This window comes from Mycoplana azooxidifex (assembly GCF_014196765.1).
In the GTDB taxonomy this organism is placed as follows: Bacteria; Pseudomonadota; Alphaproteobacteria; order Rhizobiales; family Rhizobiaceae; genus Mycoplana; species Mycoplana azooxidifex.
Window position 1 is genome coordinate 296,218 of the sequence record NZ_JACIEE010000008.1, and the last position, 23,428, is coordinate 319,645.

A 23,428-nucleotide genomic window follows, 5' to 3' on the forward strand; every position below is an offset into this window, starting at 1 on the left:
TTCGAACCATCTGGCCTTCAAGGGTCGCAGGCGCGGCCTGTGACGGGGAGGCGAGCATCGCCCTCGTCAGGCCTCGTCCGCCCCCGGCTCGTCCTCCCAGTAGTCGACGGCGCTCTCCACCCGGCCGGTGTAGCGGAATTCGACGGGGCCACCTGTTTCCTTCCGGGTCTTGGCGAGGAACTTGCCCGAGTCCGGATACTCGCAGATCTCCGTCGCCGCCATGGTCGAGATCGACAGGTATTTCAGCGGCACCTCTCCGGTATTGATCAGGTGATGGGCCGTTTCCGCCCCGCCGGCCGGCGCGCCGAGCACGTCGCCCGGCCCGACCGGATACCGGACCTCGCCGAAGCGGTAGGTCCCGGTCCCTTCGAGGATGACGAAGAGTTCCTCCTCGACGTGGTGGCTGTGAAACGGACAGCCGGACTTGCCCGGCGGCACCTCGCTGTAGCCGATCCCGAGGTCCTTCAGCCCGAGCAGCCTGCCAAACGCGATGTCGCGCGATTCGTAGAGGCTGCCCTTCGTCCAGTGATCGAGCGTCTGCCTGCCCGGGTTGACGACGGGCTTGAGTGTCTCTTCCATGGTCCTTTTCCTCCGGTGGCGGGCGGCGATCGCTTCGCCGCAAAATCAACGATAGCGATCCGGACACGAGCCCGGATCGCGCAGGCGAAACAATGCGCGCGGTTTGCGGGATTCGCACGGAAATGTGCGAATTTCCTTGCCATCGCCCGCCCGTCGTGGTTTGACCGCGCCTCTGCCGCGACGATCCGCGTGCCTCTTTTCCAACGTTCGGGTGACCCATGGCAAATGCTGAAAACCCACATCTCCTCATCGTCGAGGCGCGCTTCTACGACGACATGGCGGACGCGCTGCTGGACGGCGCCAAGGCGGCGCTCGATGTGGCGGGGGCGACCTACGACGTCGTGACGGTTCCCGGCGCGCTCGAGATCCCGGGCGCTATCTCCATGGCGCTCGACGGCATGGACTACGGCGGCACGGAGTATGACGGTTTCGTGGCCCTTGGCATGGTCATCCGCGGCGAAACCTATCATTTCGACATCGTCGCCAACGAATCCTCCCGCGCGATCATGGACCTGACCGTCAGCGAAAGCCTGCCGATCGGCAACGGCATCCTGACGGTCGAAAACGACGAGCAGGCCTGGGCGCGTGCCCGCCGCTCCGAGGGCGACAAGGGCGGCTTTGCCGCGCGCGCGGCACTGAAGATGATCGAACTGAAGAAGAAACTGGGCGGCGTATCGTGACCAAGGACAAATCGGACCAGCCGGCAAGCCAGCCGGTGAGACAGGCCAACCAGCGCGGGGCGGCCCGCCTTGCCGCCGTTCAGGCGCTCTACCAGATGGACATCAGCGGCGCCGGGGTCCTGGAGATCGTTGCCGAATTCGAGGCGCACCGTCTCGGCCAGGAGATCGACGGCGAAACCTACCTGAAGGCGGATCCCGCCTGGTTCCGCTCGATCGTCTCCGGCGTCGTGCGCGACCAGCGCAAACTCGATCCCCTGATCGGTGGCGCGCTGCAGGACGACTGGGCGTTGTCGCGGCTCGATGCGACGGTACGCGCGATCCTGCGCGCCGGCGTCTTCGAGATCATCGAGCGCAAGGACGTTCCGGTGGCGGTCATCGTCACCGAGTATGTCGAGATCGCCAAGGCCTTCTTCGAGGACGACGAACCGAAGCTCGTCAACGCCGTGCTGGACCGGATCGCCAAGCAGGTCCGCACCGAACGGAAGGCGTAAGGTCCTTGCGATGACGGTTGCGGCGGAAGGGCTGGAGGGTGAACTTGCTGCCGCGCGCCGCAACGTGTTTCTCCTGTCGGCGGCCCAGGCGATCCTCGCCTCCGCGGGGCCGATCGTCTTCTCCGTGGGCGGCCTTGCCGGCTATCAGTTGCTGGGCGAGGACAAGTCGCTCGCAACTGCGCCGCTGACGGGCTTCAACATCGGCGTGGCACTTGGCGCCGTCCTCGTCGCCATCCTCGCGCGCGCAATCGGCCGCACCTACGGCTTCATCGCCGGCGCGCTGCTCGGTGCCGCGGGCAGCCTGCTTTCCGCCATCGCGCTATTCCGGTCCGATATCTGGCTGATGGCGGCGGGCTTCCTGATGATCGGGGTCTCGGCCGGCTTTGCCCAGAAGATCCGCTTTGCCGCCGCCGACGCCTCGCCTTCGTTCTACAAGCCGCGGGCGATCTCCTGGATCCTCGCGGGCGGCGTCGTCTCCGCCATCCTCGGGCCCCAGCTCGTGATCTTCACCAAGGACCTTTTCGAGCCCGTGCTCTTTGCCGGCGCCTTTGTGGCGCTCGTCCCGCTGTGCCTGTCGGCGATCGTGCTGTTTGCCATGCTGCGCCTGCCGGAGACCGCGGTGTCGGGGGGAGGGCACACGGCACCCGTCCGCCCGCTGGCCGAGATCGTGCTCACCCAGCGCTTCCTGACGGGCATGGTCTGCGGCATCGCCACCTATGCGCTGATGACCTTCATGATGACCGGCGCGCCACTCGCCATGGTGATCGGCTGCGGCTTCTCGCCGGAACTGGCCACCCTCGGCATCCAGTGGCACGTGCTCGCCATGTTCGCGCCGAGCTTCTTCACCGGCATGCTGATCCAGCGCTTCGGCACGGAGAAGGTGGTCGCAGCCGGCCTCCTGATCCTGATGGCCTGCGCGGCGATCGCCCACATGGGGATCGCGCTCTGGAACTTCTGGGGGGCGCTGATCCTGCTCGGCATCGGCTGGAACTTCGGCTTCATCGGTTCGACTGCGCTCGTCGCCTCCAGCTACCGGCCGCACGAGGCCGACAAGGTCCAGGGCTTCCACGACATCGTCCTCTTCGGCACCGTCGCGCTCGCGTCCTTCTCCTCCGGCAAGGTCTTCAACGCCTATGGCTGGCAGACCATCAACCTCGTCTTCTGGCCGGTGACCGGCATCAGCCTGTTCCTCGTCTTGATGCTGCTCTACCGCACGCGGGCACGAGCCCGCCAATCCGCGCCTTTGGCAGGATAAGCCTTGCCGATCATTGCGATCTGGCGGCTGCGTCTTGACGCGGGCGATTCGCACTTGCACTCTGCCCCTGTCGTCAACCGCCCGTTTTGTGAGGAGGCAATCGGGTCGCTGGCGTTTTTTATGGCCGTAGCGCTGGGAACTGCGGCTTCACAGGAGGAAATAGCGAAATGGCCACCATATTGTTGGGCGTTATCGCATGCGGGTTGCTCTCGGTGGTCTATGCCATCTGGGCAACGCGGTCGGTGCTTGCCGCCGATCAGGGGAACGCCCGCATGCAGGAAATTGCAGGCTATATCCGGGAGGGGGCTCAGGCCTATCTCACCCGCCAGTACAAGACCATTGCAATCGTCGGGATCGTCGTCTTCATCGCGGTCTGGCTTCTTCTTTCCGCAAGCGCCGCCATCGGCTTCCTGATCGGTGCGGTTCTCTCCGGTGCCGCCGGCTTCATGGGCATGCACGTCTCGGTTCGCGCCAACGTGCGCACGGCGCAGGCGTCCTCGGTCAGCCTGGCGTCCGGCCTCGAGATCGCCTTCAAGTCCGGCGCCATCACCGGCATGCTGGTCGCGGGCCTCGCCCTGCTCGGCGTCTCGATCTACTACTGGTATATGACCGCGGTCCTCGGCCATGATCCGGCCTCCCGCGAAGTCATCGATTCGCTCGTGGCGCTCGGCTTCGGTGCCTCGCTGATCTCCATCTTCGCCCGTCTCGGCGGCGGCATCTTCACCAAGGGTGCGGACGTCGGCGGCGACCTCGTCGGCAAGGTCGAGGCCGGCATCCCCGAGGACGACCCGCGCAACCCGGCCACGATCGCCGACAACGTCGGCGACAATGTCGGCGACTGCGCCGGCATGGCGGCCGACCTGTTCGAGACCTATGCCGTCTCGGTCGTGGCGACCATGGTGCTGGCGGCGATCTTCTTCGCCGGAACGCCGGTGCTGGCTGCGGCGATGGTCTATCCGCTGGCGATCTGCGCGGCCTGCGTGATCACCTCGATCATCGGCACCTTCTTCGTCAAGCTCGGAACCAAGAGCTCGATCATGGGGGCCCTCTACAAGGGCCTCATCGCCACCGGCCTGCTGTCGATCCTGGGGTTGGCGGCTGCGACCTCGCTGACGATCGGCTGGGGTTCGATCGGCATCGGCGGCGGCGTCGAGGTGACGGGAACGAGCCTGTTCTTCTGCGGCCTGCTCGGCCTCGTCGTCACCGCGCTGATCGTGGTCATCACCGAGTACTACACCGGCACCAACAAGCGGCCGGTCAATTCGATCGCGCAGGCTTCGGTGACCGGCCACGGCACCAACGTCATCCAGGGCCTGGCGGTCTCGCTGGAATCGACAGCACTTCCGGCGATCGTCATCGTCGGCGGCATCATCTCCACCTACCAGCTTGCCGGCCTGTTCGGCACCGGCATCGCGGTCACCGCCATGCTGGGGCTTGCGGGTATGATCGTGGCGCTCGACGCGTTCGGTCCGGTGACCGACAACGCCGGCGGCATCGCCGAGATGTCCCACCTGCCGCCGGAGGTGCGCAAGTCCACGGATGCCTTGGACGCGGTCGGCAACACCACCAAGGCCGTGACCAAGGGCTATGCGATCGGCTCGGCCGGCCTCGGCGCGCTGGTGCTGTTCGCCGCCTATTCGAACGACCTCGCCTACTTCGCCGCCAACCCGGAGCGCTATCCGTACTTTGCCGGCATCGGCGAGATCTCCTTCGATCTGTCCAACCCCTACGTGGTGGCGGGGCTGATCTTCGGCGGGCTGATCCCCTACCTCTTCGGCGGCATCGCCATGACCGCCGTCGGCCGGGCCGCAGGCTCGATCGTCGAGGAGGTGCGCCGGCAGTTCAAGGAGAAGCCCGGCATCATGAAGGGCACCGACAAGCCGGACTACGGCCGCGCCGTCGACCTTCTCACCAAGGCCGCGATCCGCGAGATGATCGTGCCCTCGCTGCTGCCGGTGCTGGCGCCGCTCGTCGTCTATTTCGGCGTGCTGCTGATCTCCGGCTCCAAGGCGTCTGCCTTTGCAGCACTCGGCGCCTCGCTGCTCGGCGTCATCGTCAACGGCCTGTTCGTGGCCATCTCGATGACCTCCGGCGGCGGCGCCTGGGACAACGCCAAGAAGAGCTTCGAGGACGGCTTCGTCGACAAGGACGGCCATCGCCACATGAAGGGATCGGAGGCCCACAAGGCGTCGGTCACCGGCGACACGGTCGGCGATCCCTACAAGGACACCGCCGGCCCGGCGGTGAACCCGGCGATCAAGATTACCAACATCGTCGCACTGCTGCTTCTGGCCGTGTTGGCCTGAGACGACGGAAATGAACGAAAAAGGCCGCGGGGCGCAAGCTCCGCGGCCTTTTGCATGGTGATGACAGGCGCCGTTATTGCGGCTGGCTGAGCGCGTTGCGGATCGCCGCGTTCGGGTCGGCGCCACCCTTCAGGAGCTGGCCGAGGAAGGTCTGCTCGACGCCGCCGGTCGGTGTGGTGCGCGAGATCATGTCGAACGGCACGCCGTCCTTCATCGTGTAGTTCGCGAGGCGATCCACGTTGCCGTCCTTGTTGAAATAGACGGTCAGGATGCTCTGTTCGATCAGCTTCGGCTTCATGAAGGCGACCGGGCGCGAGCGCTTCTGCGAGATGTAGTAGAACACCTCGGTGTCGAAGGTCGCCGTCGTGGACGGCGTTCCGAGCGACAGCAGCACTTGTTCGCGCGAGGAGCCGACCGGGGCGAGCGCCAGCGTCTGCTCGTCGACGACATAGCCCTGGTTCAGGATCTCGCCGGTCTGGCATCCTGCAAGCACGGTGGTGGAAAGGCCGATGGCAATGGCTGCGTTGCGTAGCAGTTTCATGTCAGTCCCAAAATAGCGTCTCTTCAACGACAATCCCCTTGAGGCTATGATGGCTGGCAAGCCATTGCAATTCGTGGGTGCTTCGGTAAACCAGCTTCGGCTGTCATGCAACACGACACTGGCAGCGCTTGCTCCTTCAATCAGCCAAAACTGGGCGTTATGATGATTTTCGGCCTGCTGAAGAAAAAAAACGCAAACCAGCGGATCGTCGAGCGCCAGTACGGCCATCTGACCGCGGCCGCCCGGCAGCCCTATCTCTACGAGCGCCTCGATGTGCCCGACACGGTGATGGGGCGGCTGGAGATGCTGTCGGCCGTGATGATCGTCTACTTCCGCCGCACCCGTTCATCGGCCACGTCGGGCCAGGAAATCGCCCAGCAGATCGTCGACGCCTTCTTCCAGGACATCGACCATTCGATCCGCGAGCTCGGCATCAGCGACGTCGGCGTGCCGAAGCGGATGAAGAAGCTCGCCGCCCGCTTCTACGGCAGGCTGGAAGTCTATGCCGCCGCCCTCGACGCCGGCGACGCGGCAGCCCTTGCGCAGGCGCTGAAACGCAATATCTATCCGCAAGCGGATGAGGGCGTGCCCGACATGCAGGAACTGGCGCGCTATCTCTTTGCCGCCGAGACCCACCTGACGGCGCTGGATGAAGCGATCGTTGAAACCGGGGAGGCGCAACTGCCTCCGGCGGGCCCGGCCGCCTGAGACGGCAGGGCAGCCAAGGACAGGACCATGAAGAACATCGAAGACCAGTCGTTCTCCTACCCCGTGAAGGTGGGGCACATCTCGTCCAACCCGGTGACGGTGAAGATCGCCGCCGACCCCGCTGAATGCAGGGCGCTGGCCAGGCAGTGGGGCGTCGTCGAGGTCAAGGCGTTCTCGGCCGAGTTCGAGGTCCGGCGCTGGAAGAGGGACGGCGTCCGGCTGAAGGGCAGGGTCAAGACCGAGATCGTGCAGACCTGCGTCGTCACGCTCGAACCGGTCGCCTCCAGGATCGACGAGCCGGTGGACGCGATCTTCGTGCCGGAAGGCTCCAAGCTCGCCCGTGCGGCCCTGACCGAGACCGGCGAGATGCTGCTGGACCCGGACGGGCCCGACAGTCCCGAGACGTTCCAGGGCGACACGATCGATGCCGGCGCGGTCGCCGCCGAATATGCCGCCATGGCGATCGACCCCTATCCGCGCAAGGATGGCATCGCTTTTTCCGCCCATTTGGAAAGCACCGGGTCCGATGACGCAAAACCGTCGCCATTTGCCGCGTTGAAGGACTGGAAAAAGAGTTGAATGGGCCTTCGGGCCCTCGACAATTCAGTTGTCACCCGGACGAAAAGCAGTATTTTGACCGAAAATCCGCCCCCCGGGCTGGAGAACAAGGACTGGACACGCGTGGTCAGAATTTCCGTCGATGTCATGGGTGGCGATTACGGCCCGCAGGTCGTCATCCCTGGCATAGCCAAGGCGCTCGAACGTCACCCCGACATTCGGTTCTGCCTGTTCGGCATCGCTTCCCAATGCCAGCCGCTGCTCGAAAGCTATCCGAAGCTCAAGGAGGCCAGCACGTTCACCGATTGCGAAATCGCGATCGGCATGGACGAGAAGCCGAGCCAGGCGCTGCGCCGTGGCCGCAACAAGTCGTCGATGTGGCTGGCGCTCGACGCGGTCGCCAAGGGGGATGCCGACGTCGCCGTGTCTGCCGGCAATACCGGTGCGCTGATGGCCATGGCGAAATTCTGCCTGCGCATGATGTCCGACATCGAGCGGCCGGCGATCGCCGGCATCTGGCCGACGCTGAAGGGCGAGAGCATCGTGCTCGACATCGGCGCCACGATCGGCGCCGACGCCAACCAGTTGTTCGATTTCGCCCTGATGGGCGGCGCCATGGCGCGCGCTCTGTTCGAGATCGAGCGCCCGACGCTGGGCCTGCTCAATGTCGGCGTCGAGGAGATCAAGGGCCAGGAAGAGGTCAAGGCCGCGGGCCAGCTCATCCGCGAGGCCAATTTTGACACGATCGACTATTATGGATTCGTAGAAGGCGACGACATCGGCCGCGGCACGGTCGACGTCGTCGTCACCGAAGGCTTTGCCGGCAACATCGCGCTGAAGGCGGCCGAGGGCACGGCGCGGCAGATCGCCGAATATCTGCGCGCGGCCATGTCGCGGACCTGGATGGCCAAGCTCGGCTACATCTTGGCCAAGAGCGCTTTCGACCGGGTGCGCGAGAAGATGGACCCGCGCAAGGTCAACGGCGGCGTCTTCCTCGGCCTCAACGGCATCGTCATCAAGAGCCATGGCGGCACCGATGCCGAGGGTTTTGCGGCGGCGGTGGACGTCGGCTACGACATGGCCCGCAACGGGCTGAAGGAAAAGATAGAAGAAGACCTCAAGAGGTATCATGCAGACAGACCCGTCCAAGGCGCGGCCGGCGGCATGAGCGACGGGATATAGGATAGCAGATGATCCGTTCAGTGGTTCGCGGTTTCGGAACGTCGCTTCCGAAGCGGGTGCTCACCAATCGTGAGCTGGAGAGCATGGTCGACACGTCCGACGAGTGGATCGTGCAGCGGACCGGCATCCGCCAGCGCTACATCGCCGGCGAAGGCGAGACCACGGCGTCGCTCGGCGAGGCGGCGGCGCGCGAGGCACTGGACAGGGCAGGGCTGACGCCCGCCGACATCGACGTGATCATCGTCGCCACCTCCACCCCGGACAACACCTTTCCGGCCACCGCCGTCAACATCCAGAACCGCCTCGGCATGCACCATGGCTTCGCCTTCGACGTCCAGGCGGTCTGTTCGGGTTTCGTCTACGGCGTGACGACGGCCGACGCCTATATCCGCGGCGGACTGGCGCGCCGGGTGCTGGTCATCGGCGCCGAGACCTTCTCGCGCATCCTCGACTGGACCGACCGCACGACCTGCGTGCTCTTCGGCGACGGTGCGGGCGCGATCGTGCTCGAGGCCCAGGAGGGCGAGGGGACGGTGGCCGACCGCGGCGTGCTGACGGCCCAGCTTCGCTCCGACGGCGCCCATCTCGACAAGCTCTACGTGGATGGCGGGCCGTCCACCACCGGCACCGTCGGTCACCTGCGCATGGAGGGCCGCGAGGTCTTCAAGCATGCCGTCGGCATGATCACCGACGTGATCGTAGCCGCCTTCGACGCCACCGGGCTGTCGATCGAAGACCTCGACTGGCTGGTCCCGCACCAGGCCAATCGCCGAATCATCGACGGTTCGGCCAAGAAGCTCGGCATTCCGCTCGAGAAGGTTGTCGTCACGGTCGACCTGCATGGAAACACGTCTGCCGCCTCCATCCCGCTGGCGCTGGCAACCGCTGCCGCCGACGGCCGCATCAAGGAGGGCGACCTCGTGCTCCTGGAAGCGATGGGCGGCGGTTTCACCTGGGGCGCGGTTCTGCTTCGCTGGTAGGCGGAGGATGCCCGGCCCCCTACTTCAACGGTGCTTGACCGACAGGGGCAAGGGCAATACTCTTGCCCGATAACCGAGCGCTTTCAATAAGAAAACGGTGGGAGAAGATGAGCGGCAAAACCGTGACACGCGCAGATTTGGCCGAATCCGTTTTTCGGAAGGTCGGTCTTTCCAGAACAGAATCGGCGGAACTCGTCGAAACCGTGATCGATGAAATCTGCAATGCCATCGTCCGTGGCGAAAGCGTGAAGCTGTCATCCTTCGCGACTTTCCAGGTCCGCGACAAGAACGAGCGCATCGGCCGCAACCCGAAGACGGGGGAGGAAGTGCCGATCTCGCCGCGTCGCGTCATGACGTTCAAGGCCTCCAACGTGCTCAAGCAGCGCGTTCTCAAGGCCCACACCGCCCGCAAGACCAGGCAGAAGGTGCAGGCGCCGGCGTCCTGATTGCGGATCGTCTTGGGACGGCCCCGATTCTCCGCTTGAAAAAAGTGTGACAACCCGCTGAAATGCAAAGACTCAGCCGGCCCGGCCGAACGTGAGTCGAAAACGCCTTTCGGTGAGGAGTATCGATGGAGAAGAGCCCCGACGCCTTCCGCACCATCAGCGAGGTCGCGGACGATCTCGACCTTCCGCAGCATGTCCTGCGCTTCTGGGAGACGCGGTTTTCGCAGATCAAGCCGATGAAGCGCGGCGGCGGGCGGCGCTACTACCGCCCCGACGACGTCGAGCTTCTGAAGGGCATCCGCCACCTGCTCTACGATCACGGCTACACGATCAAGGGCGTCCAGAAGCTCCTGAAGAACAACGGCAACAAGTTCGTGGCGGCCATCGCCAGCGGCGACCTTGCCACCGTCGAGGCGCTGGCTGCCGCCAACCAGGACGAGCCGTCGGCGCCGAAGACCGCAGACGACGACCAGATCGTTGGCCGCGCCAAGGCGCCGACCAGCCGGCGCTTCTTCTCCTTCGTCGGCGGCGGCAGCGAGGATGCGCCGGAAATCTCGATCGGCAAGAGCAGCGTCGGCAAGGAGGATCGCGCCCTTCTCCAGGAAGCGCTCTATGACCTTCTGGAATGCAAGCGCCTGCTCGACCAGGTGAGATAGGAGCCGCTCTCCCATCCGGCGGGCGGCACCTGGAAGCTCCTTCAGAGCTTGCGGCTCAGAAACGGCGAGCCGCCCAGCCCGAACCGCCAGGGAACGTCGATCGCCTTGGTCAGTCCGATGCGGACGCCCGAGCCGACGATCGCAGGCGCCTTCGGGGGTTCGATCCGGAACGGCGGAAGGGTGACGGGCAGGCCGTCCAGCGCGTCCGTCACGCCGAGCGCCTGGCAGAGGCGTCCGGGACCGGCGCAGAGTAGCCGCACATTGTCCAGTCCGCGCCGCGCGCGCATCGCCTCGATCCCTGTCGTCGGCTCCAACGCACGGATCAGCACCGCGCTGCCGGGACGGCAGACCAGGTTCAGGCACCAGTGGATGCCGTAGGACCGATAGACATAGGCATGGGCGGGCGGGCCGAACATGGCCCGGTTGCGCGGGGTCTCTCCCCGGAAACTGTGGGAGGCGGGGTCGTCCGGCGCATAGGCTTCCGTCTCCACGATCACGCCGCCGACGCCGTCGATCGCAAGCTGCGCACCGATCAGTTCCGGCGCGACGGTCTGCGCGTCGCGATCGAAGAAGTCCTGCCAAACCGTCGCATCACCCTGAGCCATTCCCGCCTTGTGCCATCCCGCGGGCCGTGTCGCAACGGGATCGCGGACGCATCCGGCTCAGGCGTTGCCGGCCGGATGGCGGTCGTCCCGGGTCTCGCCCGCTTTCTCTTCGACATAGCCCCAGTTGCTGCTGGCGAATTCGCGTGCCGCGTCCTCTGCCGTCTGCAGGGTCGGAAGATCGTGCAGGACCTTGCTGCGCTTGCCGCACTGGAGCAGGGCGGTCTTGCTGGCCGGATCGTAATGCACGTTCAATGGGGGTTGGGATGGGATCATGACAACCTGCCTTTCCGTGGCACGAAATGGCGGGCGAAGGGGAAAGTTCCGTCCCCCATCGCGAAATCCTCCGGGTTCCGCCTCGCCGAGGTCCGCCGCGCGGAACTTTCGCCCCGGTGCCGCGTTGCAGGCACGGCGTCAGCACGCCGGCCGGGTGCAGGGGACATCGGCAATGTCGGACTGGCCCATGTCACACTGGCCCATGTCACACCGGCGATGACCCGAGGGCAGATATCAAATCGAAGCGAACCAATGGGGCGGCACCACGATGACCATTTCCTTTTCCGAACTCGACTTCCTCAAGCCTGAGTTGGGGGCCGAGTTCACCGGCGACGGCGTGCATTTCGCGGTCTTCTCGGCCCATGCCGAAAGCATCGATCTGTGCCTCTTCTCGCCCGACGGCAAGGAGGAGACGGCGCGGATGGCGCTGCCCAAGCGCGAGGGCGATATCTGGTCGGGCTATGTCGCGGGGCTGAAGCCCGGCACCGTCTACGGCTACCGCGCGCACGGCCCCTACGATCCCTCCGCCGGCCATCGCTTCAACCCGAACAAGCTGCTGCTCGACCCCTATGCCAAGCAGATCAAGGGCGAACTCGTCTGGGACGACGCGCTCTACGGCTACCGGATCGGGGCGGAGGAGGGGGATCTCTCCTTCGACGAGCGCGACAGCGCGCCGTTTGCGCTCAAGGGCGTCGTACAGGACCCGAGCTTCGACTGGGACGGCGACGAGGCGATCCGCCGGCCATGGACCGACACGATCATCTACGAGGCGCATGTGCGCGGCATGACGATGCTGCATCCCGACGTGCCCGAGGACCTGCGCGGCACCTTCCTCGGCATGAGCAGCGATCCGATCGTCGACCACCTGGTGAAACTCGGCATCACCGCAGTCGAGGTCCTGCCGATCCAGTATTTCCCCGACGACCGCTACCTTCTCGAAAAGGACCTGAGAAACTACTGGGGCTACCAGACGCTCGGCTTCTTCGCGCCGCAGCCGCGCTTCATGTCGGGCGACCGGATCACCGAGTTCAAGACGATGGTCAAGCACTTCCACGCAGCCGGCATCGAGGTGATCATGGACGTGGTCTACAACCACACCGCGGAGGGTTCGGAGCGCGGTCCGACCCTGAGCTTCCGCGGGCTCGACAACCTCAGCTACTATCGCCTGTCGCCGGGGGACAAGCGCCACAGCTACGACACGACCGGGACCGGTAACACGCTGAACGTCGCCCATCCCATGGTGCTGCGCATGGTCCTCGACAGCCTGCGCTACTGGGTCGGCGTCATGCATGTCGACGGGTTCCGCTTCGATCTCGCCAGCACGCTCGGCCGTACCCGCCATGTCGAATTCGACCGGGACGGCGGCTTCTTCGACGCGATCCGGCAGGATCCGGTGCTCGCCGGCGTCAAGCTGATCGCCGAGCCATGGGATGTCGGCGACGGCGGCTACCAGGTCGGCGGCTTCCCGCATCCGTTCCGCGAGTGGAACGACAAGTACCGCGACGACGTGCGCCGCTACTGGAAGGGCGACGAGGGGCTGGTCTCCGGCCTGTCGCAGCGCCTGACCGGTACTGCCGTGCAGTTCAACCACTCCGACCGCGGCGCGACGACCTCGGTCAACCTGCTTAGCGCCCATGACGGTTTCACCTTGGCCGATACCGTCTCCTATGACGGCAAGCACAACGAGGCGAACGGCGAGGACAACCGCGACGGCCACTCGGCCAACCATTCGCACAACATGGGATGGGAAGGGCCGACGGACGACCCCGGCATCGCCGAGGCGCGCGCGCGCCGCCGCCGCAACATGATGGCGACGCTGCTGCTCAGCCAGGGGGTGCCGATGATCCTCGGCGGCGACGAGGTGGGAAACAGCCAGGGCGGCAACAACAACGCCTACTGCCAGGACAACGAGATCGGCTGGACCGACTGGAGCGGCCTCGACGATCCCTTCGTCGACTTCTGCCGCCGGATGATCGCGTTGCGCAAGGAGCACGGCTGCCTGCGGCCGGAGCGATTTTTGGACGGAAGCAGCGGCGACGGCCCGACGGAGATCGCCTGGTTCCGCGAAGACGGCCATCCGATGGACGAGGCGGCCTGGGGCGACGCCGGCCGCCGCCTCGTCATGCTCTATCTGGCGAAGACGGCCCAGGCCGACGACGGGCAACAGATCGCCGACCAACTCCTGCTCGTGTTCAACGCCGGCGGCGACTGCGAGATCCGGCTGCCGTCGCCGAACGGCGTCGCGCGCTGGCAGCGCGTCCTCGATACCGGCGCCGAGGCGCCGTTCGAGCAGGTGGACGCACAGGAACAGACGACGTCGCCCGGCGCCAGCGTGCTCGTCTTTTCGCCGGCGGGCTGAAACGGGAGGCCCCCAATGCTCGACCGCACGCTGCAGAAGATCGGGCTGACCTATGTCAGCGACAGCGAGCCGGGCATCCGGCGCGAGCGTCGCGGTCGCGGGTTCTGCTATCGCCTGCCGTGCGGCACGCTGCTGGACGATCCGGACGTCAAGAGGCGGATAGCAGCGCTCGGGCTGCCGCCGGCCTACCGCGACGTCTGGATCTGCATGCTGGAAAACGGCCACCTGCAGGCGACGGGGCTGGATGCGCGCGGGCGCAAGCAATACCGCTACCACGGCGAATGGAAGGCGCTGCGCAGCGCCGACAAGTTCCAGCAGCTCGTTCCCTTCGCCATGGCCCTGCCGAAACTGCGCCGCACCCTGCGCCGGCATCTCGAAGGGTCGGTCGGCAGTCCCGACACGATCCTGGCGGGTCTCGTCACGCTGCTGGACGAGGAGCACCTGCGCGTCGGAAATTCCGCCTATGCCGCCGAGAACCGCACCTATGGCGCCACGACGCTGCTCAAGCGGCATGTGAGGGTCGCCGAGGACTGCATCGAGCTGCGATTCACGGGCAAAGGCGGCAAGCGCGTGCGGCGCGTGTTGCGAAACCCCCGCCTGCATCGGATGCTGGAAGCCGTGGCCGACCTGCCGGGGCGGCAGCTGTTCGTCTGGATGGGAGAGGATGGCGCCGTCCGGCCGATCGATTCGGGAAGGCTGAATGCCTATCTGGCCGAGCACATGGATCTTGCGGTCTCGGCCAAGACGTTTCGCACCTGGGCGGGCAGCCTCGCGGCGTTTGCCGAGGCGCGCCGGATGCTGGCGGCGGGCGAGCGTCCGACGATCCGCCGGATGAGCGAGGCGGCCGCCGCGATCCTGCACAACACGCCGGCGATCTGCCGCACGAGCTACATCCATCCCGACGTGCTCGGTCTTGCCCAACGCACCGCGCCGCTCAAGGCGGGCAACGGGGCGGCCGCCGCGCCGAAAGGTCTGAGAGCGGAAGAAAGCCGGCTGCTCGCCTTTCTGGCACGGCGGCCGCGCCGCAAAGGCTGAACTGCAGCCCGGCCCGCGGCGCGTCCGCCCGCAAGGTCGATCCGGTCGCCTTCATCCCATGAAATTCAGGACCGGCGATCCTGTTCCCACCCTTTCGGCCAGCCACATCGCGGTCAGGCCGCTCCGGGACAACGGCGGGCAGGGCCCCTGCGCTGATGACGGCAACGAATCTGCCGTTCCCCGTACCCCTCTCCGGAAGCAGGCGAAGACGCCGGCGGTACCCGTGCCGCCGGCATCGTCGCGTTTACTGCTGCGGCGCCGCCGGGGTCTGCTGCGTTCCGTCCGGCGTCGTGCTCTGGCTGTCGCCGCCCGTGGACGACGGCGGCCTGGGGTCGCTCTCCGTGGGCGCCGAACTGGCTGGGTCGCTCTGCGACGGGGCGCTGGTTGCGGGCGCATCGGGCGAGGGTGCCGGCGCCGGCTCGGTCACGGCGGGCTGGTCGGCAGTTCCCCCGCCAGTCTCCTCGACGTCGCCGTCCTGGGTCTCACCCCAGTATTCTGTCGCGGCCCAGACGACCGCCACAAGCGCCAGCGCGCAGGCGAGCACGATGGCCACCGGCCGGCCCAGCGGGCCTGGTCGGGTCGCGCCCGGGCCGACCTTGACCGGCGCCTCCGTCCTGTCCGGCTTTGCCGCATTGCTGCTTCGAGGCGCATCCATGGCGATCTCCTTCCGTTATCGTTCCTGTCGTTTTGGGAAACCGCATCGCTCGCGGAATTGTTCCGGCTGCACCGGGTCGGGCAGGTCGCCGTCGCCTGAATTTTCCGGCCGGTACCGCAGCTTTTGAATAGATTTCTCATCGAAGGGGAACAAGCCGCGGCGATCGACGTTCCACGTCCGCGCAGCCGACATGGTCAGCCGCTCCGGGGCAGCAGTCATGGCCAACCGTCGCGGTATCGTCATGCGAATCATCTATGGGACGCACAGAAGCATGCAGGGCCAGGAGACACCGAAATGAACAGCCCTTATCCTCGCTGGACCGATCCGGTCCGTGTTCATCTGCAATCCGGATTGACGCGCGAGTTTTCCTGCATCTACGACGCGCTGGATTTCCTCGAAAATGAATGGCCGATCCGTGATGGCGCGCTCTATGAGCGGGCGATCCGCCAGTGCCGCGAGGCGCTTGCGCGGTCCTTGCCTGCGCCGATCGCCCGCGAAGCCTTCGCCTTCGCCTGCCTGGAGGCCGGCATGCCGGTCGCCGGCGACCGCCGCAACCGCCAGCGGCCCGGCTCCGCCCGCTCGCCGTTGCCTCAAATCGACGGCCGCATCGCCGCAGTCACCCGCATGGCGCACGCCCTCGCCGGCGCCTGAAGCGCCACCGGCGAATCTGTCAGCTAAGTCTTGAATTGGGCAAGGGAAAAATGGTCGGAGCGGCGGGATTCGAACCCACGACCCCTTGACCCCCAGTCTTGTTTCTTCGCTTTTCTGGCTATTTCCTGTGTTGGACGCAATACTTTTATGTCCCCAATTTCCAACGTTGGCCAACCTATGCCCGCTTGACTATTTCGGGGTCATCTCTAAATTACTGGCTACAGTGTGGCTATAAGTTTGGGAGGAGCTTTTGAAACTGACTGCAGCAACGGTGGCTGAAATCATGGATTCCGCCCCACCGAACAAGACCAAATATTTCTTCGATGAAGACCTGTCTGGCTTCGGCTTCTATCGAACCACAACGGGGACCGGCACCTATTTTGCGGAATTCCGACCCGTTGCGGGCGGCAGCAAGAAGCGTCTTAAGCTTGGCCGCGTTGGAACCCTTAAAGCGAATGAGGCCAGGGAGGCAGCGCGCAAAGCGATCGCCCACGCCGGCCTGGGTAAAGACTTGGCGAAGGATCGGGCGGACGAGCGCGCCAGTGTGACAGTAAAAACGCTGGTTTCGACATATATCGAAGACTTCGTTGCCGCTAACAGGAAAGCATCGTCTGCCGAGTTCTACCGTATCATGCTGCGCAAGCATATTGATCCACACATGGGCACCACGAAGGCTGTTGTGCTGACGCGAGTTGATGTTCAGCGCGCGCATGCCGCAATGTCCAAGGAGGCACGCATCTCCGCCAATCGGGCGATGAAGCTGCTGGCAGCGGCATTCGTCTGGGGTGCCAAGAATGGATTCGTGCCGGTTGGCTTCAACCCAGCCAGGGGCATCGACCTCAATAGAGAAGAAGGGCGCGAACGGTTCTTGACGGTCGACGAGATGCAGCGTCTGGGCGAGGCAATGCATGAAGCGGAGACGATTGGATTCGAAGTCAACGCAGGCTCTGCCAAGCATGCTCCGAAAGGGCAGCGCATAAAAATCCACCCATCGGTTACGGGCGCGATTCGGCTATATCTGTTGACGGGAATGCGGTTGCGCGAGGTTCTGCATCTCCGGTGGGATGAAGTCGACCTCGATCGTGGACTGCTATTTCTTGCGGACAGCAAGACTGGTCGCAGGACGACGGTCTTATCAGCGCCGGCCGTCGACATTATCAAGGGCTTGCCGCGCATTGGCGTTTACGTGATTGCCGGAGAGAGCGCCGGGCTTGAGGATGAGAAGCCGCGAGCCGACCTGAAGCGCCCGTGGGCCGCTATCACAAGACGGGCAGCACTTCCCGGCCTTCGCGTCCACGACCTTCGACATTCGTTTGCGTCGGTTGGCGCATGGTCCGGCCTCGGGCTTCCGGTCATCGGAAAGCTGCTGGGGCACGCAGATGCCAAGACGACAGCGAGATACGCCCACGTCGACGTCGATTCGTCTCGCCGAGCCGCTGACGCAATTGCAGGTCAGATTTTCGCAGCTCTGGGAGGCAGGTGATGGCGAACGATGGTGAAGACCACCTACCAGAATGGGTCGAAGTGCTCGGCCGAGGACCGATACGTGTAACCGAACTCACAGACGAGAACGAGCTTGCGACCGAAATGGGGGAACGTCTTGATGCTCTGCTCAAGTCTCACAATGGTCTGGAGCCCAATGCAACCGGCTGGCGCCAGCTAGCACTTGAACTGGCCTTAAAGTATGATCCCCTCTTCAGGATCGACACACCGGACGACAGAAGTAATACGGGTGGCCGCCCCGTAGGAATGGGGAATTTTATGCTTCGTTCCCGCATGAAGGCGAACATGAGGGGAGGGCAATCTCAAGCAGAGGCGGCGAGGACGATCTCCAAACAGTCGAAGGGTGAGATTTCATTCAAGACCGCAAATAATGCCCTGTCCCGAAAGGGGCAGGCGCCCGACTTCATGCGCCGCTGGCCACACGAGTGGAAAGCTGATCGGGCGATGCGTCTAGCCGCCGCCAAACTGTCCCAAGAATGAACCTCTATTCTTGGGATGCGTGAAAGGCCATCTCTCTCCATGCAATTATGGCAACGGAGGAAAGCAGATGGCAAATCTACGAGTAAAGCAGGCCGCGGCCTATGTCGGCGTATCGAAATCGTTTCTCGACAAGTCTCGCTGCTATGGCGGCGGCCCGACCTATGTGAAACTTGGAACGACGGTAATCTACCGCAGCGAAGATCTCGATGCATGGGTGGCGGAGAAGCGTGTGCCGGCTAACGGCAACGTGATCGCAGCGAGGGCTGCGGCATGAGCCCCTCGTAGGGCTTTCCGAACGTCCGCCGTATATCCTAGACGCACCATCAACATCACCACCACATCAGACGACCGGCCTCGTGCCGGCGAGAGGAGACCTATGCTTGATTTGAAACACCCGAATCTCGGAACCGTGCTCGCTTACTGCACTCTCGGTCCCGCCGATGAGATAGCCCGTGTCGAGCGCGCTGCTCACAATCGCATGCGGAAGGAGAGCGGATGGACCGGATGGCGAGTCGCTGAAGTCGGGATTGAAGACGAAGAAGACGATCTCGTCCGCATGTCAGTCCGCTGCGAGCCCATGCCGAACGCGTATGCGGAACCACTTGATCTCATCTTCTTGATGGATGCGTTAGGCAGGCGCCGATCGCCGCGGCTTGATGCTTTTTTACACGCTTGTGGAATTCGCGAGCGTTGCGACGACACACGCGAGATTCAAGGCCGGTTCTTCGCGACCAGGAACGGCGCGGCTGCCGTGTCCGATTTCGCCCCCCTCGACCGGGCGCTCTCCTGATGCGGATCTCTAACCTTCAGCCCGCTGCCGATTCTGGCAGCGGAACGATGGCGCTGATGGCCACATTTGATGTTCAGGTCGCTGACGATGTCAGAGTGTGTGGAATGCGGCTCCTCCAGGCGCCGGATGGACGGATGTTGTCATACGCGCCAACCGCCCTCGGTGGTCGCCGCTCAGTGACCTTCTCGCCCGAAACCGCAACAGCCATCACCGCAGCAGCCTCTCGCCATTATTCGGAGCACGTGACCGCCCATGACCGCAATCGCACAAGCGCAGCCTGAACCGCAGTCACCTCTCGATCTCGCGCTAGAATACAATCGCAGCGGGTGGCCAGTTTTTCCATGTCGAAATCAACCTGAGGACGTGATCGATCCAGTTACCGGGGAGGTGGAAACGCGCGGTGCGAAGACACCTCTTACGCCAAATGGCTTGAATGCCGCGACGGACAACGCCCCTCTCATCGGCCGAATGTGGGCGCGCTACCCAAGCGCAATGATCGGGATTCCGACAGGTGACAAAATCGGCGCCTGGGTGCTCGACATAGACGTGCCGCCAGGACACGAAGACGGCCGCCTCTGGCTTGCCGATATGGAGGCTATCCACGGAAGCCTCCCTGAGACACGCACCGCCACAACTGCGTCCGGTGGCAAGCACTACTATTGGAAGTACTCCAGTGAAGTGAAAAACCGCGCGTCGATCGGGCCAGGCGCGGATTTGCGAGGATCAGGCGGCTACGTCATTGCGCCCGGCAGCGTCCTGGCGGATGGCCGCTGCTATACCTGGGACAACGATGCGCCGATTGCCGAGGCTCCGGACTGGCTGATGCAGTTGGTCACACCGCGACAGGCGTCGCCGGTGGCAACCACGCCTTCCGCATCACGGGTAACTCCCCGTTCGTGAGCGACGAGTTTATCGTGGTCCCGATCATGGGAGGCGAGAGCAACCGGGCGGGATGGCGGTTTCGAGACGTGTGAGCCGCCCGAATGCGCTGTCATCGACGTCCAACTCCTCAATTGGTGGAGTGATCGGCGGCTATTAGTATCGGTTGAAGGACTATAGCGACGCTCTATTTTCCTCCCGTCTTTCCATGGAGGATCGTGTGATGGTTCACAAAATCGGCACCTCTGCCAGCGAAACGCTCAAGGGCACGGGAGACGAGGATCGTCTCGAAGGCCGTGGGGGCAACGATAGGTTGTTTGGATTTGACGACCAAGACAGGCTCCAGGGCGGCGACGGCAAGGACTTCCTTTATGGCGGCGGCAGCGCGGACAGGCTGCAGGGCGGTGCCGGGATCGACTTCCTATACGGTGCCGGCGGCGCCGATCGGTTGGAGGGAGACCGCGGCAACGACTTCCTGTACGGCTCCGACGGCACCGACGAACTGCGCGGCGGCCAGGGCAACGACCGTTTGAGCGGCGGTGACGGCGCGGACAAGCTTCGCGGGGACATCGGACGGGACAAGCTCTATGGCGGCGATGGTGCCGACAGGTTCATCTTCAAGACGGTCGCGGAATCGACGGTCGGTTTTTCAGGGCGCGATACGATCTACGACTTTAGTCTCGACGGCGGCGACAAGATCAACGTGTCTTCTATCGATGCCAACTCGGAATCATCCGGAAACCAAGCTTTCAAGTTCATCAACGATGCCGATTTTCACGAGAAGGCGGGTGAGCTTCGCTATGAAATCCGCTCCGACGACACGTTCGTCTATGCCGACCGGAACGGCGACGGCAAAGCCGACTTTTCTGTCCGGCTCGACGACGAGCTGCATCTTGAAAAGGGCGACTTCATCCTCTGAACGACGAGCATCTTGCTTAAAGTGGTAACCAGCGGAGGGCCGTGTTCACCTCCGCTGGCTTTCTGGGCAAGGTGCCTGTTGCGACGCGACCCACCCAAATGGGCCGGAGGGGAGATCGGCCCAGATCCAGGAACTTTCAGCCGGCAGGAAAGTTCCGCTGCGGAACAAAAAAGCCCGTCATGCAATATGGGGCATGGCCAAACGTATTGCTTCAGACGCAGCCCTTCAGCTTGATCCAATGCCGGTTCGCATTGAGCCCTGCCTTGCGCTGCTTGTCAGCAAGCCTCCTGTCGGTCGACAGTGATGTTCGAGGTGAAATGGGATGGATATCGATTGGCTGTTCATAAGGACGAAGCCGGCGTTCGCATCATTACGCGCGGCGGTCACGACTGGACGGACCGCTTTCCCGCCATCGCTGACGCGGCAATGCAAATGCCGAGGACGACAATGATTCTTGATGGAGAGGCTGTTGTCCTTGACGACCGGGGCCGATCCGATTTCGGCGGGTTGCAGCGGGCCCTCGGCGGCCGTGGCGGCAAGCGACGCGCGGGTGAGGCACTGTTCTATGCCTTCGACGTTCTCTATCTCAATGGGCACGATTTGACACGCATGCCGCTGCACGGTCGGCGGGCGCTGCTTGAGCAACTGGTCGAGGTCGAGGAAGGCAAAATCCGGCTCTCAGAGGATATCGGTTCCGATGGCCCGTTACTGGTCAGTGCCGCCTGCGAATTGGGGCTCGAAGGCATAATAGGCAAGAATGTCGAAATGCCCTGCCGGGCGGGACGGAACGGCGACTGGGTGAAGATCAAATGTGTCCAGAGCGAGGGTTTCATCATCGTCGGCTACGAACCATCACGAGTCGCCCTTGGCGGTATCGGCCGTCTGCTTCTGGCGGCTCGGAAGAGCGATCAACTGGTCTATGTCGGAGGCGTCGGTACCGGTTTCACGGCCCGCTCCGCAACGGCGCTGCGCCGCCAGCTAGACGCAATCACGATGCCAAAGCCCGCTACCGATGTGGGCAAACGCAACGGGGCGTTCGTGAAGCCGGTGCTGGTGGCCAAGATCGAATTTCGCGCTTGGACTGACGATGGCAAGCTACGGCACGCATCATTCAAGGGGCTGCGCGAAGAGGCGGATGCGGCGTCGGTCTACCGTTTGTCGGATTGAACCAGCGTTAGGCCGCCAGATCCCCGATCTGGCCGAATTGGACCAGAAGCCTCGGGCTGCTCATGTCGCCGCTTTCCATGTCGACCTGAACGGCATACGCAGCCACACCGATATGACGTGGCGCCATTGCTGCAGCCACCTTCTCAGCGCCGGCAGCCGTCGACGCGGCGCGCATCTCGCCAGGCGCCAGGCCTCCGCGAACACGCTTGAATGGAAGGACGATATATTTTTCAGCCATTGCCATCGGAACACCTTTTCGTTTGTTCTATAAATGTTCTCATTGGCCGTGGTTGTCAATGCGGCGATCTTTTAGGGTGTCAGAGAAAAATGCATAGGGATATCAATGGCCGATTTTCTGCCCGACAAATTCTAAAGCCATTGGGAATGATGCGTTTGAGGAGAACTCTTCTGTCTCGAACCAGTGTGGCTGGGAGCCGTTGCGAGAAGGCTAGCGTGGGCCACAGCGGTCATTGCGCTCTACCACCGGAAATTAGTATCCTTACAAAAGCGGGCTCGTTTGGGAGGCTGCCAGACAATTTTCAACCTCGGGAACGTGAAGAATGGAAGATGACCCCCTTGGCAGTGGCGGCGAAATGGTAAAAGGCCGTCTACAGAAGTCAGAAGCTGAGGGAAGGGCAGCGCATCTGGGAGATGAAGCTGCGGCGTTCCTGGCGGCGATTGTCGAATCGTCCGACGACGCCATCATCAGCAAGTCATTGCAGGGGATCATCACCACCTGGAACCTGAGCGCGGAGCGGCTTTTTGGGTATACGTCTGACGAAGCAGTTGGGCGACCGATTACGATTCTGATTCCAGAGGATCGTCTGGACGAAGAGCCGGCGATTCTCGCTCGGATCAATGCGGGAGAGCGGGTCGACCATTTTGAGACAATCCGCCGCCGCAAGGACGGCACGCTGATTGACATTTCCCTCACAATCTCGCCAATCCGGGGCAGCGACGGCAAGATCATTGGCGCCTCCAAGATCGCCCGTGATATTTCAGACAGGAAGCGTGCGGTAGAACATCAGAACATGCTGCTGCAGGAGATGCATCACCGCGTCAAGAATCTCTTTGCGATCACCGGCAGCATCATAACGCTGGCGGCACGCACGGCGCGGACGCCTGAAGAGCTTGCCAACGGCATGAAGAACCGCCTGATTTCGTTATCGCGCGCCCACGAGATGACTTTGCCTAGCTTTAGTGACGGCAAGGCACCCTCCGCGGAACAGTCCACGACGTTCTTCACGCTCCTGTCAAATCTCCTCTCTCCGTTTGAGGACAAAGAAGTCGGGCGCTGGCGTCTGCACGGGGAGGACACACAGATCAGTGCCGGCCGGGTCACGAGCCTTGCACTGCTATTTCATGAGTATGCCACCAACTCAGTGAAGTACGGCGCTCTTTCTGTGGCAGAAGGGCGGCTGGATGTTACCTTAACGCCGGACCGGGACGGTTTAGAAATCGCGTGGCTGGAATCGAATGTGGGGACCACGGCTGTCGTGCAGACCAAGGAAGCCGGATTCGGAACGACCCTCGAGAAGATGTTGGTTCGCGCTCTGGATGCACAGGTATCGAGGGATTGGCAAGCGCATGGGCTTCTGATCAGGCTCGCTCTTCCGCGCAATGCATTTGAGCTTCTGACCTGCCACTAAAAATTCCCTCCAAAAGTTATTAGAGTCCGGCCCTTCAAAGGACGGACGAATGAAGAAGAGCAGATTTTCAGACGAGCAGAT

At 63.6% G+C, this 23,428-nt stretch carries 27 protein-coding genes and 1 pseudogene; 21 read left to right on the forward strand and 7 right to left on the reverse strand.

Annotated elements, in window-relative coordinates; all coding sequences use genetic code 11:
* Positions 1-66: 66 nt before the first annotated feature.
* The gene (locus GGQ64_RS20175) at positions 67-579 is read right to left on the reverse strand and encodes a cupin domain-containing protein (protein ID WP_183807118.1); all 513 of its coding nucleotides are present in this window, start codon (positions 577-579) and stop codon (positions 67-69) included.
* A gap of 218 nt (positions 580-797) precedes the next feature.
* On the opposite strand from GGQ64_RS20175, the gene ribH reads away from it, so the two are divergent.
* The 4 genes from ribH to GGQ64_RS20195 all read left to right on the forward strand — a co-directional run bounded on the left by ribH (position 798) and on the right by GGQ64_RS20195 (position 5,311).
* A complete protein-coding gene (ribH, locus tag GGQ64_RS20180) occupies positions 798-1,259 on the forward strand; it encodes a 6,7-dimethyl-8-ribityllumazine synthase (protein WP_183807119.1) in 462 nt (153 codons plus the stop codon).
* Positions 1,256-1,750, forward strand: coding sequence for a transcription antitermination factor NusB (gene nusB / locus GGQ64_RS20185; protein WP_343059525.1), 495 nt, complete (start codon positions 1,256-1,258; stop codon positions 1,748-1,750). Before ribH ends, nusB begins: the two co-directional genes overlap by 4 nt.
* Before the next feature lie 10 nt (positions 1,751-1,760).
* Positions 1,761-3,005: an MFS transporter gene (locus GGQ64_RS20190; protein WP_183807120.1), complete on the forward strand. Its 1,245-nt coding sequence runs from the start codon at positions 1,761-1,763 to the stop codon at positions 3,003-3,005.
* A gap of 167 nt (positions 3,006-3,172) precedes the next feature.
* Positions 3,173-5,311 (forward strand): sodium-translocating pyrophosphatase, encoded by a 2,139-nt coding sequence (locus GGQ64_RS20195; RefSeq protein ID WP_183807121.1) that lies wholly within the window; start codon positions 3,173-3,175, stop codon positions 5,309-5,311.
* Positions 5,312-5,384: 73 nt separating this feature from the next.
* Here GGQ64_RS20195 and GGQ64_RS20200 read toward each other — a convergent pair whose 3' ends face one another.
* Complete coding sequence (locus tag GGQ64_RS20200) at positions 5,385-5,879, reverse strand: outer membrane protein assembly factor BamE (protein ID WP_183807122.1); 495 nt, start codon at positions 5,877-5,879, stop codon at positions 5,385-5,387.
* 78 nt (positions 5,880-5,957) lie between these two features.
* Here GGQ64_RS20200 and GGQ64_RS20205 point away from each other — a divergent pair, with 78 nt between their 5' ends.
* The 6 genes from GGQ64_RS20205 (at position 5,958) to GGQ64_RS20230 (ending at position 10,382) form a co-directional block, all read left to right on the forward strand.
* Positions 5,958-6,560, forward strand: a complete 603-nt coding sequence (locus GGQ64_RS20205) for a ubiquinol-cytochrome C chaperone family protein (protein ID WP_183807123.1) — start codon at positions 5,958-5,960, stop codon at positions 6,558-6,560.
* Between the two features lie 27 nt (positions 6,561-6,587).
* Positions 6,588-7,139 carry a YceD family protein gene (locus tag GGQ64_RS20210; protein ID WP_183807124.1) on the forward strand — a complete coding sequence of 184 codons (552 nt, stop codon included), beginning with the start codon at positions 6,588-6,590 and terminating at the stop codon, positions 7,137-7,139.
* A 102-nt stretch (positions 7,140-7,241) separates the two neighbouring features.
* Positions 7,242-8,300 (forward strand): phosphate acyltransferase PlsX, encoded by a 1,059-nt coding sequence (plsX, locus tag GGQ64_RS20215; protein ID WP_183807125.1) that lies wholly within the window; start codon positions 7,242-7,244, stop codon positions 8,298-8,300.
* A gap of 8 nt (positions 8,301-8,308) precedes the next feature.
* Positions 8,309-9,280, forward strand: a complete 972-nt coding sequence (locus tag GGQ64_RS20220) for a beta-ketoacyl-ACP synthase III (protein WP_183807126.1) — start codon at positions 8,309-8,311, stop codon at positions 9,278-9,280.
* Between the two features lie 107 nt (positions 9,281-9,387).
* On the forward strand, positions 9,388-9,726 hold the full coding sequence (locus tag GGQ64_RS20225) for an integration host factor subunit alpha (RefSeq protein WP_183807127.1): 339 nt from the start codon (positions 9,388-9,390) through the stop codon (positions 9,724-9,726).
* A 125-nt stretch (positions 9,727-9,851) separates the two neighbouring features.
* Positions 9,852-10,382, forward strand: a complete 531-nt coding sequence (locus tag GGQ64_RS20230; protein ID WP_183807128.1) for a MerR family transcriptional regulator — start codon at positions 9,852-9,854, stop codon at positions 10,380-10,382.
* A gap of 41 nt (positions 10,383-10,423) precedes the next feature.
* Here the strand turns inward: GGQ64_RS20230 and GGQ64_RS20235 are convergent, their stop codons facing one another.
* Together GGQ64_RS20235 and GGQ64_RS20240 are read right to left on the reverse strand one after the other, a co-directional pair.
* Complete coding sequence (locus GGQ64_RS20235) at positions 10,424-10,987, reverse strand: DNA-3-methyladenine glycosylase (protein ID WP_183807129.1); 564 nt, start codon at positions 10,985-10,987, stop codon at positions 10,424-10,426.
* A gap of 57 nt (positions 10,988-11,044) precedes the next feature.
* Positions 11,045-11,260, reverse strand: coding sequence for a hypothetical protein (locus GGQ64_RS20240; RefSeq protein WP_183807130.1), 216 nt, complete (start codon positions 11,258-11,260; stop codon positions 11,045-11,047).
* A gap of 268 nt (positions 11,261-11,528) precedes the next feature.
* Between GGQ64_RS20240 and glgX the strand changes: the two genes are divergently transcribed.
* Together glgX and GGQ64_RS20250 are read left to right on the forward strand one after the other, a co-directional pair.
* The gene (gene glgX, locus GGQ64_RS20245) at positions 11,529-13,619 is read left to right on the forward strand and encodes a glycogen debranching protein GlgX (protein ID WP_183807131.1); all 2,091 of its coding nucleotides are present in this window, start codon (positions 11,529-11,531) and stop codon (positions 13,617-13,619) included.
* A 15-nt stretch (positions 13,620-13,634) separates the two neighbouring features.
* A complete protein-coding gene (locus GGQ64_RS20250; RefSeq protein WP_183807132.1) occupies positions 13,635-14,654 on the forward strand; it encodes a DNA topoisomerase IB in 1,020 nt (339 codons plus the stop codon).
* Between the two features lie 244 nt (positions 14,655-14,898).
* Here GGQ64_RS20250 and GGQ64_RS20255 read toward each other — a convergent pair whose 3' ends face one another.
* Both GGQ64_RS20255 and GGQ64_RS20260 read right to left on the reverse strand, forming a co-directional pair.
* Positions 14,899-15,309, reverse strand: coding sequence for a hypothetical protein (locus tag GGQ64_RS20255; RefSeq protein WP_183807133.1), 411 nt, complete (start codon positions 15,307-15,309; stop codon positions 14,899-14,901).
* A 15-nt stretch (positions 15,310-15,324) separates the two neighbouring features.
* Positions 15,325-15,552 (reverse strand): hypothetical protein, encoded by a 228-nt coding sequence (locus GGQ64_RS20260; RefSeq protein WP_210300326.1) that lies wholly within the window; start codon positions 15,550-15,552, stop codon positions 15,325-15,327.
* A gap of 51 nt (positions 15,553-15,603) precedes the next feature.
* On the opposite strand from GGQ64_RS20260, the gene GGQ64_RS20265 reads away from it, so the two are divergent.
* The 8 genes and pseudogenes from GGQ64_RS20265 (at position 15,604) to ligD (ending at position 21,698) form a co-directional block, all read left to right on the forward strand.
* The gene (locus GGQ64_RS20265; protein ID WP_183807135.1) at positions 15,604-15,960 is read left to right on the forward strand and encodes a DUF982 domain-containing protein; all 357 of its coding nucleotides are present in this window, start codon (positions 15,604-15,606) and stop codon (positions 15,958-15,960) included.
* A gap of 250 nt (positions 15,961-16,210) precedes the next feature.
* Positions 16,211-17,443 (forward strand): tyrosine-type recombinase/integrase, encoded by a 1,233-nt coding sequence (locus GGQ64_RS20270; protein ID WP_183807136.1) that lies wholly within the window; start codon positions 16,211-16,213, stop codon positions 17,441-17,443.
* Complete coding sequence (locus GGQ64_RS20275; protein WP_183807137.1) at positions 17,443-17,943, forward strand: hypothetical protein; 501 nt, start codon at positions 17,443-17,445, stop codon at positions 17,941-17,943. Before GGQ64_RS20270 ends, GGQ64_RS20275 begins: the two co-directional genes overlap by 1 nt.
* A gap of 67 nt (positions 17,944-18,010) precedes the next feature.
* Complete coding sequence (locus GGQ64_RS20280) at positions 18,011-18,217, forward strand: helix-turn-helix transcriptional regulator (protein WP_183807138.1); 207 nt, start codon at positions 18,011-18,013, stop codon at positions 18,215-18,217.
* A 102-nt stretch (positions 18,218-18,319) separates the two neighbouring features.
* Entirely contained in the window at positions 18,320-18,733 is a 414-nt protein-coding gene (locus GGQ64_RS20285) for a hypothetical protein (RefSeq protein ID WP_183807139.1), read from the forward strand.
* Between the two features lie 252 nt (positions 18,734-18,985).
* Positions 18,986-19,633, forward strand: a complete 648-nt coding sequence (locus tag GGQ64_RS20290) for a bifunctional DNA primase/polymerase (protein WP_183807140.1) — start codon at positions 18,986-18,988, stop codon at positions 19,631-19,633.
* A gap of 145 nt (positions 19,634-19,778) precedes the next feature.
* Positions 19,779-20,531, forward strand: a complete 753-nt coding sequence (locus tag GGQ64_RS20295; RefSeq protein WP_183807141.1) for a calcium-binding protein — start codon at positions 19,779-19,781, stop codon at positions 20,529-20,531.
* A 184-nt stretch (positions 20,532-20,715) separates the two neighbouring features.
* Positions 20,716-21,698 (forward strand): annotated as a pseudogene (ligD, locus tag GGQ64_RS20300) (non-homologous end-joining DNA ligase).
* 7 nt (positions 21,699-21,705) lie between these two features.
* Here ligD and GGQ64_RS20305 read toward each other — a convergent pair.
* Positions 21,706-21,942, reverse strand: coding sequence for a hypothetical protein (locus tag GGQ64_RS20305; protein ID WP_183807142.1), 237 nt, complete (start codon positions 21,940-21,942; stop codon positions 21,706-21,708).
* A 316-nt stretch (positions 21,943-22,258) separates the two neighbouring features.
* Here GGQ64_RS20305 and GGQ64_RS20310 point away from each other — a divergent pair, with 316 nt between their 5' ends.
* Positions 22,259-23,347: a PAS domain S-box protein gene (locus GGQ64_RS20310; RefSeq protein ID WP_183807143.1), complete on the forward strand. Its 1,089-nt coding sequence runs from the start codon at positions 22,259-22,261 to the stop codon at positions 23,345-23,347.
* Positions 23,348-23,428 lie beyond the last annotated feature (81 nt).

What these genes read in the sequence shown, in the direction of transcription:
- GGQ64_RS20175 (WP_183807118.1), bottom strand. Translation starts at nt 579, where the DNA reads ATGGAAGAGACACTCAAGCCCGTCGTCAACCCGGGCAGGCAGACGCTC.
- ribH (WP_183807119.1), top strand. Translation starts at nt 798, where the DNA reads ATGGCAAATGCTGAAAACCCACATCTCCTCATCGTCGAGGCGCGCTTC.
- GGQ64_RS20190 (WP_183807120.1), top strand. Translation starts at nt 1,761, where the DNA reads ATGACGGTTGCGGCGGAAGGGCTGGAGGGTGAACTTGCTGCCGCGCGC.
- GGQ64_RS20195 (WP_183807121.1), top strand. Translation starts at nt 3,173, where the DNA reads ATGGCCACCATATTGTTGGGCGTTATCGCATGCGGGTTGCTCTCGGTG.
- GGQ64_RS20205 (WP_183807123.1), top strand. Translation starts at nt 5,958, where the DNA reads ATGCAACACGACACTGGCAGCGCTTGCTCCTTCAATCAGCCAAAACTG.
- GGQ64_RS20210 (WP_183807124.1), top strand. Translation starts at nt 6,588, where the DNA reads ATGAAGAACATCGAAGACCAGTCGTTCTCCTACCCCGTGAAGGTGGGG.
- GGQ64_RS20220 (WP_183807126.1), top strand. Translation starts at nt 8,309, where the DNA reads ATGATCCGTTCAGTGGTTCGCGGTTTCGGAACGTCGCTTCCGAAGCGG.
- GGQ64_RS20225 (WP_183807127.1), top strand. Translation starts at nt 9,388, where the DNA reads ATGAGCGGCAAAACCGTGACACGCGCAGATTTGGCCGAATCCGTTTTT.
- GGQ64_RS20230 (WP_183807128.1), top strand. Translation starts at nt 9,852, where the DNA reads ATGGAGAAGAGCCCCGACGCCTTCCGCACCATCAGCGAGGTCGCGGAC.
- GGQ64_RS20235 (WP_183807129.1), bottom strand. Translation starts at nt 10,987, where the DNA reads ATGGCTCAGGGTGATGCGACGGTTTGGCAGGACTTCTTCGATCGCGAC.
- GGQ64_RS20240 (WP_183807130.1), bottom strand. Translation starts at nt 11,260, where the DNA reads ATGATCCCATCCCAACCCCCATTGAACGTGCATTACGATCCGGCCAGC.
- glgX (WP_183807131.1), top strand. Translation starts at nt 11,529, where the DNA reads ATGACCATTTCCTTTTCCGAACTCGACTTCCTCAAGCCTGAGTTGGGG.
- GGQ64_RS20250 (WP_183807132.1), top strand. Translation starts at nt 13,635, where the DNA reads ATGCTCGACCGCACGCTGCAGAAGATCGGGCTGACCTATGTCAGCGAC.
- GGQ64_RS20255 (WP_183807133.1), bottom strand. Translation starts at nt 15,309, where the DNA reads ATGGATGCGCCTCGAAGCAGCAATGCGGCAAAGCCGGACAGGACGGAG.
- GGQ64_RS20260 (WP_210300326.1), bottom strand. Translation starts at nt 15,552, where the DNA reads ATGACGATACCGCGACGGTTGGCCATGACTGCTGCCCCGGAGCGGCTG.
- GGQ64_RS20265 (WP_183807135.1), top strand. Translation starts at nt 15,604, where the DNA reads ATGAACAGCCCTTATCCTCGCTGGACCGATCCGGTCCGTGTTCATCTG.
- GGQ64_RS20275 (WP_183807137.1), top strand. Translation starts at nt 17,443, where the DNA reads ATGGCGAACGATGGTGAAGACCACCTACCAGAATGGGTCGAAGTGCTC.
- GGQ64_RS20280 (WP_183807138.1), top strand. Translation starts at nt 18,011, where the DNA reads ATGGCAAATCTACGAGTAAAGCAGGCCGCGGCCTATGTCGGCGTATCG.
- GGQ64_RS20285 (WP_183807139.1), top strand. Translation starts at nt 18,320, where the DNA reads ATGCTTGATTTGAAACACCCGAATCTCGGAACCGTGCTCGCTTACTGC.
- GGQ64_RS20290 (WP_183807140.1), top strand. Translation starts at nt 18,986, where the DNA reads ATGACCGCAATCGCACAAGCGCAGCCTGAACCGCAGTCACCTCTCGAT.
- GGQ64_RS20305 (WP_183807142.1), bottom strand. Translation starts at nt 21,942, where the DNA reads ATGGCAATGGCTGAAAAATATATCGTCCTTCCATTCAAGCGTGTTCGC.
- GGQ64_RS20310 (WP_183807143.1), top strand. Translation starts at nt 22,259, where the DNA reads ATGGAAGATGACCCCCTTGGCAGTGGCGGCGAAATGGTAAAAGGCCGT.